We start from the raw sequence: 16,009 nt of genomic DNA on the forward strand, positions 1-16,009 counted from the left end.
ATAATAAAAGAAAATTCAGAATACTGAAGGGGTGTTTCTAATAAGGAGCACCTCTTTTCACCAACAAAAGGGGGGAACAAGTATGCTTCAATCTAATATGGATGTAAGTTTAGAAAGTTTAGTAAACTCATTACAGGCTACTCGAAGCACGCTATTATCAGAAATTGAAATGTTAAATGACACAGAAGTGAATGTAAAGCCACGCCGTGATAAATGGAGTATTATTCAAATTTTACACCACTTGCATTTAGTTGAACAATCTGTCACGTCTGCCCTTGTATATGCTTTACAAAAAAATGAAAGAAACATGACTCCATTTAAAGACCTCCAACTTACGCTTGATCGCACACATAAACGAGAAGCTCCTCAGCAAATGCAACCAACAGAAACTTTAATGAAAAAACAGCAAGGAATTCAATTACTAGAACATTCACGCCAAGAACTATTACACGCGCTTCATAGTGTTATAGATGAAAAAGATTTATTTGAAAATGGATTAAAGCATCCTGTTTTTAATGATCTGAATTTGTATCAATGGGTTCAATTTCTTGATTTGCATGAACAAAGACATCTTACGCAGTTAAAAGAGGCGAAACATGCAATTTTGCAACGCTAAAGTGGAAGAAGTGGGAAACCACTTCTTTTTTGATACGTGCATAGTTTTCTTTCTTATTTTGGAATACTACATGGAGAAAGAAAAGAAGGAGTTGAAAAAACATGTCTAAGAAGAAGCGAGAAGAAGAGCGCGCCTGGAAAGCACGTAAAGAAAATCAACAACCGCACGGAAAAGTGAAAGCTTTTGCTGAATTAGTTGAAGGAACAGAAAAAACGTGATGAGTATTTCATCACGTTTTTTGTATGAGTGGAAAAGTTAATAAAAAGGTTGTACCGATTCCTTTTTCACTTATAATATCAATTTTTCCATTCATAGCTTGAACAACACTGAATACGACCATCATTCCAAGTCCAGTACCTTTTTCTTTCGTTGAATAAAAGGGCGAACCAAGACGTTTTACTTGTTCTGAATCCATACCGACTCCTGTATCTTTTATATATAACTGAATATGCTTATGATCAGGAACTAATGTGAAATAAAGATCACCGCCTTTTGGCATAGCCTCAATGCAATTTTTTAAAATATTTAATAAACATTGATTTAGTTTTTGCTTTTCTCCAGCGATAAAAAAAGAAGTGCTTTGCTTTATATAATGAGTACGTACATTTGTTAAATTAGCGAGCGGTGTAATTAACGACAATGCATGTAGTAACTCTTCTTCTAGCTGTAATGTTTGTTCTTTTTCAATGCTTGGTTTAGCAAAGGTTAAATAATCTGTAAGAACATGATTTGCTTGTTCGATGCCGTTAATGGCAATGTCGATATATAATTTTCGTTCCTGCTCAGTGCATGTATCTGATTGTAACAGTTGTAAAAAACCTTTCGTTGAAGTTAATGGATTGCGAATTTCATGAGAGATAGACGCTGCCATTTCACCAATTAAATGAAACTTTTCAGCATTTATAAGTTCGTTTTGGAGACGAACTTGAGTTTGTAATATGTGTAGTAAATATAAAATTAGAATCGTACCAAGCATTGAACATAATTCATACACAATAATATGCGGTATATAATCAGTCTTATTTGTAACCTTTGAAAGAAAGAAGGGTATCCAACTAAATCCGTATGTGAGACTGTAGATAATAGCAAGTGTTATTTTTATACGATTAGAAGTTCGATTGAAAAATTTATATGTTAATAGTAGAACAATAAATAGAAGAACAGAACCGATAAGAGATGGGAAAACACCTATCCCACCTAATAATAAGCGATATATGTTTAATACAACTAAGATAGAACCACCAGCAATAGGCCCTCCCGTTAATGTACCGACAATTAATACAATATGGCGCATATCAAATTGAAAACCATTATTTGTTTTTGCTGCAAATGTAATACAGAGTACGGTAGCGAGGCAACAGAGTACAATGAATATAGCTGAATTTAATTTAGGAGAGCGTTTCCCTTTTTGATTCCAAAATAAATGATATACGAGCATTGTAATCAGGATGAATAATATATTTAAAAAGAGATAAATAATAAAGGATTTCAGTGGGATGCCTCCTCTCTTCTTATATTAAATTAATCATACTATAAAATGAAAGAAATGAAATAATAAATAGCGGAAAAATCAGAAATTTTTACGCTAGTATACAATATGTTACAATAAGCTATGTCAATGAAAGAAGAAATTCCGTGCACTGCGCGGGAGAGGTTCGCGAACTCCCTCTATAAAAAACTATGGAAACAACAATATCCTTAGGTATTGTTTTGTTTTTTTATTGTGACAGTTCAAGAACGTTCTTTCTTCTTATTTATAGTAGAGAAGGAGAATGAGTGAAATGAAAAAAGAAAAAGCAGTTGTTGTTTTTAGTGGAGGACAAGATAGTACGACATGTTTATTTTGGGCAATAGAGCAGTTTGCAGAGGTAGAAGCTGTAACGTTTAATTACAATCAACGTCATAAGCTAGAAATTGATTGTGCAGCGGAAATTGCAAAAGAACTAGGAATAAAGCATACAGTACTAGATATGAGTCTATTAAATCAACTTGCTCCAAATGCGTTAACGAGAACGGATATGGAGATTACACATGAAGAAGGTGAATTGCCATCGACATTTGTAGATGGACGAAATTTACTCTTCTTATCATTTGCTGCTGTATTAGCAAAACAAGTTGGAGCACGTCATATTGTAACGGGTGTATGTGAAACTGATTTCAGTGGTTATCCAGACTGCCGTGACGTGTTTGTGAAATCGTTAAATGTTACTTTAAATTTATCTATGGATTACCCGTTTGTCATTCACACGCCACTTATGTGGATTGATAAGGCTGAAACATGGAAATTATCAGATGAACTTGGAGCATTTGAGTTTGTTCGAGAAAAAACATTAACATGTTATAACGGAATCATTGGTGATGGTTGCGGTGAATGTCCAGCATGTCAACTTCGTAAAGCAGGATTAGATACGTACCTACAAGAACGCGAAGGAGCGAACAACTAATGGATAACTTTTTTGGATTTCGCATCGTAGAGAATTTGCAAAAAATGGACAAGGATATTCAGCGTAAACAACTCAAATACCATAATAAAAGAGTAATGGTCAGCAAGGAATTTACATTTGATGCAGCACACCATTTACACTGTTATGAAGGGAAATGTAAAAACTTACATGGTCACACATATAAAGTTGTATTTGGAATTAGTGGATATGTAAATCAAATAGGTCTTGCAATTGACTTTGGAGATATAAAAGAAATTTGGAAGAATGAAATAGAAATTTATCTAGATCATCGTTATTTAAACGAAACGTTACCTGCAATGAATACGACTGCTGAAAATATGGTCGTTTGGATTTATGAAAAGATGGCAGAAGCACTAACAAAAGAGAATCGAGTGAACGAATATAAAGGAGCTCGCGTTGAATTTGTTCGTCTATTTGAGACGCCGACTAGTTATGCGGAAGTAAGACGGGAGTGGATGCTTGATGAGTAAAATCCCTGTCTTAGAAATATTCGGTCCGACTATTCAAGGTGAAGGAATGGTTGTAGGGCAAAAGACAATGTTTATCCGTACAGCTGGTTGTGATTATAGCTGTGCTTGGTGTGATTCTGCTTTTACGTGGGATGGATCAGCTAAAGATCAAATTAGACAGATGACACCAGAAGATATTTGGGATGAGCTTGTTGCAATTGGAGGAGAAAATTTTTCTCATGTTACGATTTCAGGTGGAAATCCGGCATTACTGAAAAATATTGAGTTTCTTCTTTTTATATTAAAAGAAAATGGAATGCGAACGGCAATTGAAACGCAAGGGAGTAAATGGCAAGATTGGTTACTTCAAATTGATGAGATAACAATTTCTCCAAAACCACCAAGTTCAACGATGAAAACAGATTTTCAGAGGTTAGATGCTATTATTCAGAAACTAGCAGGAAAAGATATTAGTTTAAAAGTAGTAGTATTCGATGATCATGATTTTGAATATGCAGTTAAGATGCACGAACGTTATCCAAAGGTACCATTTTTCTTACAAGTAGGAAACGATGATACAAAAACAGTGGATGATGCGATGCTTATAAAAAAATTATTAGATAAGTATGAATGGCTGATTGATAAAGCTGTAAATTGTAAAGAGATGAATGATGCAAAAGTATTGCCTCAGCTTCATGCGTTAGTATGGGGAAATAAGCGCGGCGTATAACGAGAAGGGATGTTTAAAATGACAGGAAGATTAGATGAAGATTTAAAAGATGTAACATTACTAGGGAATCAAAATACAAAATATTTATTTGAATATAGCCCAGAAATATTAGAGGTATTTGATAATAATCATCCAAACCGTGATTATTTTGTAAAATTCAATTGTCCTGAATTTACAAGTTTATGCCCGAAAACAGGACAACCAGATTTTGCAACAATTTATATTAGCTATATTCCAGAGCAAAAAATGGTAGAGAGTAAATCTTTAAAGTTGTATTTATTTAGTTTCCGCAATCATGGTGATTTCCATGAAGATTGCATGAACGTTATTATGAACGATTTAATTAAATTAATGGATCCACGTTATATTGAGGTATGGGGGAAATTCACACCACGTGGTGGTATTTCAATTGATCCATACTGCAACTACGGGCGCCCAGGGACGAAGTATGAACAAATGGCTGATTACCGCATGATGAACCACGATCTATATCCGGAAACAATTGATAATCGTTAATAGAAAGAAAGGGCCTGTATAGTATACAGGCCCTTTCTTTCTATTATATTATGCATTTTGATTAATGACAGTATAGTTTTTATGACTTACAACTGTAAGAGGTTCCATATCTAGTTCTCTAAAATTCTTCATAATTGTTATATCAACAATAACAGAGTTTTGATTTACTTTTTGAACACGGCCTTGCATTCCACCTTTAAATTCGATGATATCTCCAGTTTCTGCGATCTGCATAAGCAACTCTCCTTGTTACAGTTTTCCCAAAAAAAGAATAAATTTGGGTTTTTTTATTTCCTCCTATTTTGAACCATATTTCCTACTTTGTAAATGTTTCCAAAGTAAAAATTCGAAAAATATTCACTTTTTGTAAGAAAATATGTAGAAAATCCATGTTTTTTGAAAAAAATAGCAAAAATGCGAGAATCTTTATATCGAGGTATAATGAAAAAGTAGAATAACCTGCTGAAGTGGGAGAAATTAGAGGCGGTAAAATGATGTTTGAATTTGTGGGGAGTGTTATAGCTTTAATTTTATTTTTATTTTCTTATATGCATTTAAAAAAGATTCGTCAATATGATACGAGTACATATTTTGATGGGATGGATGGTATCCATGCTTCGATAACACATGATAATGGTGGGGAGATGTAAAGGTATATAACTTTATTTTCTTGCGTGGTATGATGTTTAGAACTAGTGCATAATAGAGTTCATAAGTGATGAATGGAGAGTGAAAAGAATGAAGATTTCTTTTATTCGTCATGGTCGCTTAGATTGTACTATAGAACCAATGACGGTTACATCCTTTCATGAATGGATAAAAGGATATGACTTACATACTATAACAGAAAAACAACCTATACCATTGGAAACAAGAGAAGCGGTTGAAGTAGCGAAATTGATTGTAACGAGTGATCAAAAGTGTGCTGTACAGTCAGCAGCTGAATTAATGGATTCTTTATGTTTTATACAAAATTCTCTTTTTAGGGAAGTGGCAGTTCCGGCGAGCTTTTATGCGCCAAAATGGTTGAAGTGTAAACTTAACGTATGGATGTGTATTGGACGAGCATTATGGATACTTGGTTACCATAAAAATGTTGAATCTTATAAGGAAGTAAGAGAGAGGGCAAGGCAAGCAGCTTACGTATTACATCGTTATGCTCTCGTACATGGAAGTATTGCTCTTGTAGGTCATAATTATTTTAATTCGATGATTGGAACGGAGCTGAGGGCAATGGGATGGTCTGGTTCGCCTATTTTGCATAGAAAGCCATGGGGATGTACAACATATACGTTTCACGAGGCGATGGATGGAAATATATTAAATACGAATTTAACATAAAAGCACACGATTTATATAAATCGTGTGCTTTCTTTTTAAGATACAGAAATTTTGACGTTTAATGGTTTTACGAGATGAGCATAAGGTTCGCCTACTAGCATAACAATTTCATCTTTTTTATAACCTAACTTTTCGTATAGTGAATAGGCGCGTGTGTTTTCTAAATTAACAAGTAAAGCGATTTTTTCATGCCCTTTTTCAGTTGCATAGATTTCGGCAGCTTCAATTAATTTAGAACCGATACCTTTTCCGCCGTGTGCACTTGAAACTGATAGTGTATCAATGTAATACTCATCAAGCTCAGCTTCTTTTTCTAACGTAATTGATTCATCTTTATGTAATTCTCTTAAGTGATGTACAATTGGTGCGTCAAGCTGTGTTGCTTCACTACCGTGATAAGCGACAATAACTCCAACTGCACTCTCGTCTTGTTCATAGACAAAACAGTTTTCGTAGCTCAGGCGGTTATTTTCTTTTGAGAACCATGTCTCAAGTCCTAGTAATACTTCTGCTTCATCTGTGCTACCTGTGATTTTTTCAGCAATTTCATGCAGAGCATTATACAATAAAGGAGCTATTGCCATTGCATCTGTCTTTTTTGCTTTCCGAATCATAGTATCCCTCCTAGTTCTATTTGTATATTGTAGCATAGTGGTATGGAACTTTGCATAATTGAATGCCGAAATGTTTGATATAGAGAAGTAGCTATGTTAGTATATGATATTTAGTGGACATATAGTAAAACGATATTGTTTGCGAAATAACGAAAATAAAATCATGGCATAACAACGAGATAAAGTGAAACGTTAATCAGTAAGATTTTTTGTTCATTCCACGACTGATTAGTAGTCAACACCAATCGCACTACCTGCAAATAGCGGGATAAATTTACAGTTGTTGACCTATAGAATATACGATAAAATAAAATATTGCAGAGAGGTGAAATACATGGATAAAGAATTAGCAAATACAATTTTAGATCAGCTAAAAAATGGTGAAATAAAGGAGTATGTTGTTACGAAAGATGTATTTTATACGTTCAGAGAAGTTGTTGTAAATAGAGAAGACTTTAAGCATTTCATTGGTAACGCACAGCGAGGCGGGCAAGTGATTTATACATATTCAGAAACGCCACGTTCATAAAGGGGAATTTTGATCAGCAGGGCATCTCTCACTGATTAGTAGCCTTTCACCAATCGGACGTTTAATGCGGGATAAATAAAAGATAAAGGAGAGGGGAATTATGGGCGATTTTAAACAAGGCATTTTACCACATTGGGATTATATGTGGAAAGATAGAGCCGGCAATCGATTTATGGGAATGGTTATGTATCCAGAGAAACGAAAATGTTCAGCAAAAATGCTTCAGAAAATAAAAAGAGCATATGAAGAAGCAGTAGAAATTAAAGTAACTGTACAAGTTCGACATAAATATCAGTACGTAGAAGGAATGATTGTATACTTTGATGAAGAGGCTCCGGTATGTACAATGATTGATAAAGATGAAAATCCGCATCATATATTTGTAAAAGATATTTTGCGCATTGAGCACTCTGAATAAACTTTTCATAAATAAATTGAAGTTCCATAATAATAATCTTTTTCTATAATAGTTATCTTTTAGTATGTAACGAGAAACGAAAGTATATGTATAATATATTTAATAAGGTAAATTTGATAAATGTAATCGTTTTTTAGAGCAGATTATAGTTTCATATCTGTTCTTTTTTGCGTGATGCTGGAGAAATATATTTCTTCAGCATCTACTGTTTTATGACAAAATATATTGTTAACTTTTTTAAAAATAAGGTTAAATTCGTTGACAACTTTTTTGAAAAGCACTTTATTGACATGAGTTTTAGAATGTTGTTTCATAGTCATTGTATTGAAAAAAAACGGCTATCATGTCGAAAAGTAAAAGTTAAAAAAAGAAAGAATTTATACATATATCTTGTGTCTTATTTTGAAACGTAATACAATATATAGAGAAATCAAGAACAACATATAGAGAATATAGATTTGAGAGGGAGGGTCGGAAATGTTAGTTGCATATGATTCTATGACAGGAAACGTGAAGCGTTTCATTCACAAATTAAATATGCCGGCCGTTCAAATTGATGAAGATCTAGTAATAGATGAAGACTTTATTCTTATTACGTATACAACAGGTTTTGGCAATGTACCAGAACGTGTTTTAGACTTTTTAGAGCGCAATAATGAAAAATTAAAAGGCGTATCTGCAAGCGGCAATCGTAACTGGGGAGACATGTTCGGTGCAAGTGCTGACAAGATTTCTACTAAATATGAAGTGCCTATTGTATCAAAATTTGAGTTATCTGGAACAAATAACGATGTAGAATATTTTAAGGAAAGGGTGCGGGAGATTGCGACACATTGAACTGAATAATGAAATCACGCAAATGCAGGACGGTTTTTATCAGCTTCATAAAGATAAAGAGGCATTAGAAGTCTTTATGGAAGAAGCTAGAGAGAATACCGTTCCTTTTAATAGCGTGGAAGAGCGAATGGAGTATATGAAAGAACATGATTACTATTACAACGTTCTGGACGAGTATAGCTTGGAGGAAGTAGAGGAAGTATATAACATCGCTTATGGTGAAAACTTCGAGTTCCAATCTTATATGGCAGCATCTAAGTTCTACAAAGATTATGCGTTAAAAACGAATGATCAAAAACAATACTTAGAAAGCTATGAAGATCGTGTAGCAATTGTTTCATTATACTTAGGACGCGGTGATGTTTCGAAGGCAAGACAATTCGCAAGCATGATTGTAAAACAAAACTACCAACCAGCGACACCAACCTTTTTAAATGCGGGAAGAAGCAGAAGAGGAGAAATGGTGTCTTGTTTCTTGTTAGAGATGGACGATAGCTTAAATTCGATCGGCTTTAACATTAATACTGCGATGCAATTATCGAAAATCGGCGGGGGAGTAGCTTTAAACTTATCTAAGCTACGCGCACGCGGTGAGCAAATTAAAGGTATCGACAACGCTGCAAGTGGCGTAGTACCTGTTATGAAATTGCTTGAAGATTCGTTTTCATATGCGAATCAGCTTGGCCAACGAAAAGGTGCCGGTGCAGTATATTTAAACATTTTCCATTGGGATATTATTGAATTCCTGGATTAATTGGTAGTCCCTCTACACAGTAATGTGTATGAGAAAACCTTGTGAACCTAACCAATAGGGTGTCGCATTAGCGGCTAACGGTATCAGTTGAATAAGGGGTAAAAGAAAAAGAACCCGCGAAGAAGCTGACTAAGAGAGCCTACGGTCCATGCAAGTGGATAGCAGGTAATACCGTGCCAAGCTTGAAAGAAATATTACTTGGGTGAAGTGGAATCTTATATTCACCGGAGGCGAGATTCCATGAACTGTGGAATTTATTTGATAATTAATAAGGAAAACAGGAAGTTTTATATTGGTAGTTCTAATAACTTTCCTAATTATCAATACTTTCAAGAAGGTGTAGAGACTATCGAACGCGCGTCATTAGACGAAAGCTAGTAGAGTAGGCTGGAAATAGGTACCAGTCGAAGTGCAAGGCAACCAGTTACAGGTTGATGATATAGTCCAACCTTCATAGAAATATGAAGACGAGTTGACCAAAAAAATAAATGCCGATGAGAAGAGCCGTATTCAGTCTCTATCAATCGGAATTATCGTTCCAAGTAAGTTCTTTGAGCTTGCTGAGAAAAACGAACCTTTCCATGTTTTCGCGCCTTACACGGTGTATAAAGAATACGGAAAGCATTTAGATGACATTGATATCGATGAAATGTACGATGAATTAATGAGCAATCCGAAAGTGAAGAAGAAGCCACTAGATATTAGTGCACGTGATATGCTTATTAAAATCGCTATGATTCAGCTTGAGTCTGGTTACCCATACTTAATGTTTAAATCAAATGCAAATAATCAACATCCATTGAAGGATATTGGAACTGTGAAGATGTCGAACTTATGTACAGAAATCTTCCAGCTTCAAGAAACTTCAGAAATAAATGATTACGGTACAGATGACATTATCCGTCGTGATATTAACTGTAACTTAGGATCGTTAAATATCGTAAACGTAATGGAAAATAAAGAAATTCGTGAAGCAGTTCATGCGGGAATGGAAGCTTTAACAGCTGTTTCTGATATGACGATTATTCCGAATGCACCAACTGTGAAAAAAGCAAATGACGAGCTTCATTCAGTTGGACTTGGAGCAATGAACTTACACGGATATTTAGCAAAAAATAAAATCGCTTATGAAAGTGCAGAAGCGAAAGAGTTCGCTCGTACATTCTTTATGATGTTAAATTACTACTCTATTGAGAAAAGTATGGAAATCGCTACAGAAAAAGGCGAGACATTTAAGGACTTCGATAAATCTGATTATGCGAATGGCACATACTTCGAAAAGTATGAAACGACAGATTACAGCCCAGTAACTGAAAAAGTTCAGCAACTATTTGAAGGAATTCATATTCCAACAAAAGAAGATTGGACAAGTTTAAAAGAGCAAGTGCAGAAGAATGGTTTATACAACTCATATCGTCTTGCCATTGCTCCAACACAATCAATCAGTTACGTTCAAAATGCAACTTCAAGCGTAATGCCGATCGTAAGTCAAATCGAATCAAGAACATATGCGAATGCGACAACATATTATCCAATGCCGTATTTATCAAAAGATACGTTCTGGTACTATAAATCTTCTTACGATATGAATCAGTTTAAATTAATTGATTTAATCGCAGAAATTCAAGAACATATTGACCAAGGAATTAGTACAATTCTTTACGTTAATAGTGATATTTCAACACGTGAATTAGCACGTTACTACATCTATGCACATAAAAAAGGCTTAAAGAGTCTGTATTATACGAGAACACGTAAATTAAGCGTGGAAGAGTGTGTGGCTTGTACCGTTTAATATAAAAAGTGAGACATGATGAGCAGGGTTTTCTGAACCCTGCTCATGCTTAGTTATCATATTTAGAGAAGGGGCGATTTAATGCGTGCGGTAAACTGGAACAAAAAAGAAGATGATTTTAGTTTAATGTTTTGGAAGCAAAACATCGCTCAGTTTTGGACAGAAGAAGAAATTGCGGTTTCGTCTGACAAAAATACTTGGGTGCAATTATCGAAAGAAGAGCAAATTGCTTATAAGCGTGTATTAGGTGGTTTAACACTTTTAGATACGAAACAAGGTGGCGAAGGAATGCCACTTGTACTGGTTCATCTTGAAAATTTACAAGCGAAAAGTGTATTAGCTTTCATGGGAGCTATGGAAGAAGTACATGCGAAAAGTTATAGTCACATTTTCACAACATTAGCTACAGAAGAAGAGATTGATGATATTTTTGACTGGGTAGACAATCATCCGTTACTTGAGAAAAAAGCTGGTATTATTACTAGTTACTATCGTCGTTTATTAAAGCCTGAAGTAACAAAAAAAGAGTTATACATGGCAATGGTAGCAAGTGTGTTCTTAGAAAGTTACTTATTCTATAGCGGATTCTTCTATCCACTTTACTTAGCTGGTCAAGGAAAACTAACAGCAAGTGGTGAGATTATCAACTTGATAATTCGTGATGAGTCAATTCACGGCGTATTCGTCGGTATTTTAGCACAACAAATCTTCGCAGAACTTTCTGCAGAAGAGCAACAAGAAGTGCAAAAAGAAACACAAGAGTTATTAATGGAACTATATGAAATTGAAATGGCCTATACAGAAGAAATTTACACTTCTATCGGTCTTGTAGAAGATGTAAATCGTTTCGTTCGTTACAATGCGAATAAAGGGCTTATGAACTTAGGACTTGAGCCGAAGTTTGAAGAAGAAGAAATTAACCCAATCGTTTTAAATGGTTTACGTACAGATACGAAAAACCATGATTTCTTCTCTGTAAAAGGAAATGGTTACGTAAAAGCAACGAACGTTGAAAAGTTAGCTGACGATGACTTCGTGTTTAACTTTTAATATAGGATTATAAAGAAAAACTGTCTTATTCATTGATAAGACAGTTTTTCTTTATAATTTTGTTTACATAACACTATTATTTTTGTATAGCGATTTATATTTGGGAAGTTCTATTCGTTTAACGGATAGAACTTTTTTGTAATTAAATGGGTATTTACAAACTTTTTGTATCGGTGTATTATTTAACTAGTACACTGATACAAAAGGAGGGAAGAAATGAAAATAGAGTTTTCTCCAAATACACCAATTTACATTCAGGTAATGGAATACATAAAAAAAGAGATCGTAACAGGACATTTATTACCTGGTGATAAAATTCCCTCTGTCCGTGAATTAGCGAGTGAATTACAAGTGAATCCAAATACGATTCAGCGTACATTTCAAGAGCTAGAACGGGATGGAGTTGTTGTCACACGTAGAGGAATGGGACGGTATGTAACGAATGAAGGGGAGAAAATTATGGAGCTGCGAAAAGAGATGGCGAAAGAATTACTTCATTCTTTTATAGATGGAATGGACAATTTAGGTTTTTCAGAAGAAGAAATTCTTACAATTCTTCGTTCTTCATTACATGATAAGAGGGAGGAGAGCCAATGACAGAGCTATTGAAAATAGAAAACTTATGGAAGAGATACGGATTAAAAGCAGTGATCCGTGAATTAAACATAGAGATTACGGAAGGGAAAATCGTTGGGCTTGTTGGAGATAACGGGAGCGGGAAAACGACGTTATTGAAAATGATTGCAGGCTTGCAACACCCTTCTGAAGGTAGTATTACAATAGACGGTAAAAAGGTAGGGTTACAGACGAAAGAAATTGTTTCATTTATGTCCGATAAGCCAATCTTTGATGATTGGATGACTGTAAAAGACGCTTTATTTTTCTACCGAGATTTTTATAAAGACTTCGATATTCAAAAAGCGGTAGATACGATTGCAGAATTTAAAATACCGTTAGAAGAAAAAATTACAGCATTGTCAAAAGGTATGGTTGAGAAGCTGCAGATTATTTTAACGTTTTCTCGAAAAGCGAAGCTATATGTACTGGATGAGCCATTGGGCGGGATTGATCTTGTTTCTAGAGAACATGTACTTGAGTTAATACTTAAATTTTATCGTGAAGATTGTACGCTACTTATATCGACTCATTTAATAAGAGAAATCGAAAATATATTCGATGAAGTAATCTTTTTGAAAGATGGAGAAATAATATTGCATGAAAATGTGGAAGAACTACGATTTCAAAAGGGTAAAGCAGTACGTGAGCTGTTTAAGGAGGCCTATGAGAAATGAGTCAGCTTTTTCTTTATCTATATAATTGTAATAAGAGAAAGATAGCCATTATTTACTTTGGTTTTATTACAGTTTCATTAATTCTTTTATTTAATATGAAAGGAGTTTCAGGAGTTAGAATTTCAGGTAGGCAAGATATAATTATTATTATATTCTTTATCGTACTAGGTATAAATGGATTTGCAATTCTTTTAACAGGTATATCGTCTTTTCGGAAAATGTTAAAAAACTCTATGCTACGTTATACTTCTATTTCAGCAAAAAAGTATATATGTGCAAATAGTTTATTCTGTGTACTACTCTTTATGATTTTGCTAGGAATAGGAATCATTTTTCTATACTATTTTTCTTTAAATATTTACAATGGAAAAACTAATTTAGGTACTCAGCAAGCAATACACAGTTTATATAATTATGGAATATTACATCATATGTTATCTATTTTCTTATGGGGACTAGATTTTCTTAATATGCTAGTTTCTATTTATTTCATTATAGTAATTGTAAAACTATTAAATGTGAAATCATCTATGAATAAAGTTGCTTGTTTAGTTTTATTCGTCATTTTTACCGCATTTAATGGAGGAATAACGTATATTTTTCAGCAAATAGAAAAGTATGTGTTTGCTATAAATAATATTGGATTTATAGATCAAAATGGTTTTTTAAATACATCATTTTATTCTGGTACAGAGGTTACAATTTTAAATCTATTTTTTAATTGTTTATTAACAATTATATTACTAGTAGTTACAGGTCACATAGTCGATAAAAAACTAGAAGTCTAAAGGAGGAATCAGCATTGGGAAACGTAGTAGTAAAGTTAGAGAATGTTCGAAAAAAGATTGGTGGAACGGAAATTATTCGTGGTTTATCATTTGAGGTTCGTGAAGGAGAAGTATACGGATTCCTTGGACCGAACGGTAGCGGTAAGACGACGACAATCCGTATGATGACAGGTCTTATTTCAATGACAGAGGGCGATATTACAATTTGTGGACATAGTATTCGCTCGGAGCGTGAAAAGGCACTAGAGCAAATTGGAGCGATTGTAGAAAATCCTGAACTATATGATTATATGACAGGAATGCAAAACTTAAAGCATTTTGCGAACATGGCCATTACACCAATTAGTAAAGAGCGCATTGCTGAGATTGTAAAGCTTGTTGAGTTAGAGCATGCGATTCATAAAAAGGTGAAAACATATTCACTTGGTATGAAACAACGTTTAGGAATTGCACAGGCATTACTGCATCAGCCAAAAATCTTAATTTTAGATGAACCGACAAATGGATTAGATCCAGCTGGTATTCGCCAAATTCGTGATTATTTACAACGTTTAGCGAAAGAAGAGAATATTGCTGTAATCGTATCAAGTCACTTATTGAGTGAAATTGAATTAATGTGTGATCGCGTCGTTATTATTAAACAAGGTGAGTTTGTACAAGAGTACAACTTACATGAAAAAGTGAAACATGATGAGGCAGTCGTTGTAGCGTTTGAAGTAGATGAAGTTCAGAAAGCAAATGAAATCATTAAAGGTAAAGCAAAAGGGAATGTAATTGTAGCATCTGTAACAAAAGACAACATTCCGCAACTTGTAAAAAAACTTGTTCATGCTGATGTGCTTGTATACGGAGTTACTGTTCAAAATAAAACGTTAGAGGATGAGTTCTTAGCGATTACTGGGGGAGTGAAAGCGTAATGTTTAAATTAATTCAAAATGAATTTTTAAAGTTGCATGCGAAAAAAGGTATGTATATTTTAATGGGTGTCATTGCGGCACTCGAAATTTTAGGTACTTTAGCAATGTTGAAGTGGGGAAAAGGTGATGAGTTTAAGGGATCATATTTAGATTATGCAAACTCAGAGATTGGCTTAATTGTTTTATTTACAACGATTTTTGGGATTACACTTGCTGCCCGTACTCTTACTGATGAGTTCCAAAAAGGTACAATTAAACAATTGTTAATCCGTCCAAGAAAAAGACTTGCAGTTTTATTTTCTAAATATATTACAGTGTTATTAGCAATGTTATTTATCGTATTAGCTGGTATGCTAATTGCAATGATTATTGGCGGTATTGTAATGGATGGTAGTAAAACAGAATTAACATTAGGAATCGTTATGAAGTCCACTTTATATCAACTACTTTCACCGTTCTTTTTTGCAACACTTGCATTTTTCCTAGCAAATGTCTTTAGAAAATCTGTATTACCATTAATTATTACGATGTTCCTATTCTTCTTACAAGGTGCAATTAATATGGTATTAATAATGTTTGCAAAAGGTGTAGCGAAGTTTGTAGTATTCAACCATTTGGATTTAAGAGCTTACGATAGTAATAAATTAATCAATGGTGGAATGGAACCAACATTTACAGAATTTACGTTTACAACTTCATTATTACTTGTAGCTGCATACTTTGTTGTGTTACTTGTAGCATCAAGTGCATTATTCCAAAAACGTGACGTATTATAATAAAAGAAATCCCCGCTTGTAAAAACGGGGATTTTTATTACATAAATTTCACTTGGATTGCAACTTGAAGAACAGCGATATGGTATTTTAAGAGCTATGTTGTTTGAAAGTAATTGAGAAAA

Annotated in this window: 21 protein-coding genes, 2 pseudogenes and 1 riboswitch; of the genes and pseudogenes, 20 read left to right on the plus strand and 3 right to left on the minus strand. The window is 34.1% G+C overall.

Going from position 1 to position 16,009, the window contains the following annotated elements:
* The first annotated feature begins 82 nt into the window (after nucleotides 1-82).
* Nucleotides 83-616, plus strand: a complete 534-nt coding sequence (locus GD442_RS06540; protein ID WP_000941961.1) for a DinB family protein — start codon at nucleotides 83-85, stop codon at nucleotides 614-616.
* Between the two features lie 101 nt (nucleotides 617-717).
* Nucleotides 718-834 carry a DUF6254 family protein gene (locus GD442_RS28035; RefSeq protein ID WP_000038355.1) on the plus strand — a complete coding sequence of 39 codons (117 nt, stop codon included), beginning with the start codon at nucleotides 718-720 and terminating at the stop codon, nucleotides 832-834.
* Nucleotides 835-845: 11 nt separating this feature from the next.
* Here the strand turns inward: GD442_RS28035 and kinB are convergent, their stop codons facing one another.
* Nucleotides 846-2,054, minus strand: a complete 1,209-nt coding sequence (kinB, locus tag GD442_RS06545; protein ID WP_000964151.1) for a sporulation sensor histidine kinase KinB — start codon at nucleotides 2,052-2,054, stop codon at nucleotides 846-848.
* Nucleotides 2,055-2,260: 206 nt separating this feature from the next.
* Nucleotides 2,261-2,304: riboswitch (PreQ1 riboswitch) on the plus strand.
* 93 nt (nucleotides 2,305-2,397) lie between these two features.
* On the opposite strand from kinB, the gene queC reads away from it, so the two are divergent.
* The 4 genes from queC to queF are packed head-to-tail and all read left to right on the plus strand — an operon-like array spanning nucleotide 2,398 to nucleotide 4,776.
* Nucleotides 2,398-3,060, plus strand: coding sequence for a 7-cyano-7-deazaguanine synthase QueC (gene queC / locus GD442_RS06550; RefSeq protein ID WP_000711595.1), 663 nt, complete (start codon nucleotides 2,398-2,400; stop codon nucleotides 3,058-3,060).
* Entirely contained in the window at nucleotides 3,060-3,551 is a 492-nt protein-coding gene (gene queD / locus GD442_RS06555; RefSeq protein WP_000368417.1) for a 6-carboxytetrahydropterin synthase QueD, read from the plus strand. The genes queC and queD overlap by 1 nt, the downstream gene beginning before the upstream one ends.
* A complete protein-coding gene (gene queE, locus GD442_RS06560) occupies nucleotides 3,544-4,260 on the plus strand; it encodes a 7-carboxy-7-deazaguanine synthase QueE (RefSeq protein ID WP_000036293.1) in 717 nt (238 codons plus the stop codon). The genes queD and queE overlap by 8 nt, the downstream gene beginning before the upstream one ends.
* 18 nt (nucleotides 4,261-4,278) lie before the next feature.
* Nucleotides 4,279-4,776, plus strand: coding sequence for a preQ(1) synthase (queF, locus tag GD442_RS06565; RefSeq protein ID WP_001986050.1), 498 nt, complete (start codon nucleotides 4,279-4,281; stop codon nucleotides 4,774-4,776).
* Nucleotides 4,777-4,824: 48 nt separating this feature from the next.
* Here the strand turns inward: queF and GD442_RS06570 are convergent, their stop codons facing one another.
* Complete coding sequence (locus GD442_RS06570; protein ID WP_001165082.1) at nucleotides 4,825-5,010, minus strand: YkvS family protein; 186 nt, start codon at nucleotides 5,008-5,010, stop codon at nucleotides 4,825-4,827.
* A gap of 260 nt (nucleotides 5,011-5,270) precedes the next feature.
* Here GD442_RS06570 and GD442_RS27665 point away from each other — a divergent pair, with 260 nt between their 5' ends.
* Nucleotides 5,271-5,426 carry a hypothetical protein gene (locus tag GD442_RS27665; protein WP_000461431.1) on the plus strand — a complete coding sequence of 52 codons (156 nt, stop codon included), beginning with the start codon at nucleotides 5,271-5,273 and terminating at the stop codon, nucleotides 5,424-5,426.
* Nucleotides 5,427-5,514: 88 nt separating this feature from the next.
* The gene (locus GD442_RS06575; RefSeq protein ID WP_000703102.1) at nucleotides 5,515-6,117 is read left to right on the plus strand and encodes a hypothetical protein; all 603 of its coding nucleotides are present in this window, start codon (nucleotides 5,515-5,517) and stop codon (nucleotides 6,115-6,117) included.
* Nucleotides 6,118-6,152: 35 nt separating this feature from the next.
* Here GD442_RS06575 and GD442_RS06580 read toward each other — a convergent pair whose 3' ends face one another.
* On the minus strand, nucleotides 6,153-6,731 hold the full coding sequence (locus tag GD442_RS06580) for a GNAT family N-acetyltransferase (RefSeq protein ID WP_000619542.1): 579 nt from the start codon (nucleotides 6,729-6,731) through the stop codon (nucleotides 6,153-6,155).
* A 334-nt stretch (nucleotides 6,732-7,065) separates the two neighbouring features.
* Here GD442_RS06580 and GD442_RS06585 point away from each other — a divergent pair, with 334 nt between their 5' ends.
* The 12 genes and pseudogenes from GD442_RS06585 (at nucleotide 7,066) to GD442_RS06640 (ending at nucleotide 15,887) form a co-directional block, all read left to right on the plus strand.
* Nucleotides 7,066-7,260 carry a hypothetical protein gene (locus GD442_RS06585; protein ID WP_000356684.1) on the plus strand — a complete coding sequence of 65 codons (195 nt, stop codon included), beginning with the start codon at nucleotides 7,066-7,068 and terminating at the stop codon, nucleotides 7,258-7,260.
* A gap of 100 nt (nucleotides 7,261-7,360) precedes the next feature.
* Nucleotides 7,361-7,678, plus strand: coding sequence for a hypothetical protein (locus tag GD442_RS06590; protein ID WP_000502204.1), 318 nt, complete (start codon nucleotides 7,361-7,363; stop codon nucleotides 7,676-7,678).
* A gap of 477 nt (nucleotides 7,679-8,155) precedes the next feature.
* A complete protein-coding gene (gene nrdI / locus GD442_RS06595; protein WP_000959447.1) occupies nucleotides 8,156-8,515 on the plus strand; it encodes a class Ib ribonucleoside-diphosphate reductase assembly flavoprotein NrdI in 360 nt (119 codons plus the stop codon).
* Nucleotides 8,502-9,266 (plus strand): annotated as a pseudogene (locus GD442_RS06600) (ribonucleotide reductase N-terminal alpha domain-containing protein); the annotation flags it as partial. The gene nrdI and the pseudogene GD442_RS06600, both read left to right, overlap by 14 nt.
* Before the next feature lie 210 nt (nucleotides 9,267-9,476).
* Complete coding sequence (locus GD442_RS28255; protein WP_134207886.1) at nucleotides 9,477-9,647, plus strand: GIY-YIG nuclease family protein; 171 nt, start codon at nucleotides 9,477-9,479, stop codon at nucleotides 9,645-9,647.
* 97 nt (nucleotides 9,648-9,744) lie between these two features.
* A pseudogene (locus GD442_RS06610) lies at nucleotides 9,745-11,064 on the plus strand (ribonucleoside-diphosphate reductase subunit alpha); the annotation flags it as partial.
* An 81-nt stretch (nucleotides 11,065-11,145) separates the two neighbouring features.
* On the plus strand, nucleotides 11,146-12,114 hold the full coding sequence (nrdF, locus tag GD442_RS06615; protein WP_001203029.1) for a class 1b ribonucleoside-diphosphate reductase subunit beta: 969 nt from the start codon (nucleotides 11,146-11,148) through the stop codon (nucleotides 12,112-12,114).
* A 216-nt stretch (nucleotides 12,115-12,330) separates the two neighbouring features.
* Nucleotides 12,331-12,711 carry a GntR family transcriptional regulator gene (locus tag GD442_RS06620; protein ID WP_000687512.1) on the plus strand — a complete coding sequence of 127 codons (381 nt, stop codon included), beginning with the start codon at nucleotides 12,331-12,333 and terminating at the stop codon, nucleotides 12,709-12,711.
* Nucleotides 12,708-13,406: an ABC transporter ATP-binding protein gene (locus GD442_RS06625; protein ID WP_000137739.1), complete on the plus strand. Its 699-nt coding sequence runs from the start codon at nucleotides 12,708-12,710 to the stop codon at nucleotides 13,404-13,406. The genes GD442_RS06620 and GD442_RS06625 overlap by 4 nt, the downstream gene beginning before the upstream one ends.
* A complete protein-coding gene (locus tag GD442_RS06630) occupies nucleotides 13,403-14,194 on the plus strand; it encodes a hypothetical protein (protein ID WP_000080434.1) in 792 nt (263 codons plus the stop codon). The genes GD442_RS06625 and GD442_RS06630 overlap by 4 nt, the downstream gene beginning before the upstream one ends.
* A gap of 14 nt (nucleotides 14,195-14,208) precedes the next feature.
* Nucleotides 14,209-15,111, plus strand: coding sequence for an ABC transporter ATP-binding protein (locus GD442_RS06635; protein ID WP_000528788.1), 903 nt, complete (start codon nucleotides 14,209-14,211; stop codon nucleotides 15,109-15,111).
* On the plus strand, nucleotides 15,111-15,887 hold the full coding sequence (locus GD442_RS06640) for an ABC transporter permease (protein ID WP_000475456.1): 777 nt from the start codon (nucleotides 15,111-15,113) through the stop codon (nucleotides 15,885-15,887). The genes GD442_RS06635 and GD442_RS06640 overlap by 1 nt, the downstream gene beginning before the upstream one ends.
* The last annotated feature ends 122 nt before the right edge of the window (nucleotides 15,888-16,009 follow it).

This window comes from Bacillus sp. A260, assembly GCF_009861435.1.
In the GTDB taxonomy this organism is placed as follows: Bacteria; Bacillota; Bacilli; order Bacillales; family Bacillaceae_G; genus Bacillus_A; species Bacillus_A cereus.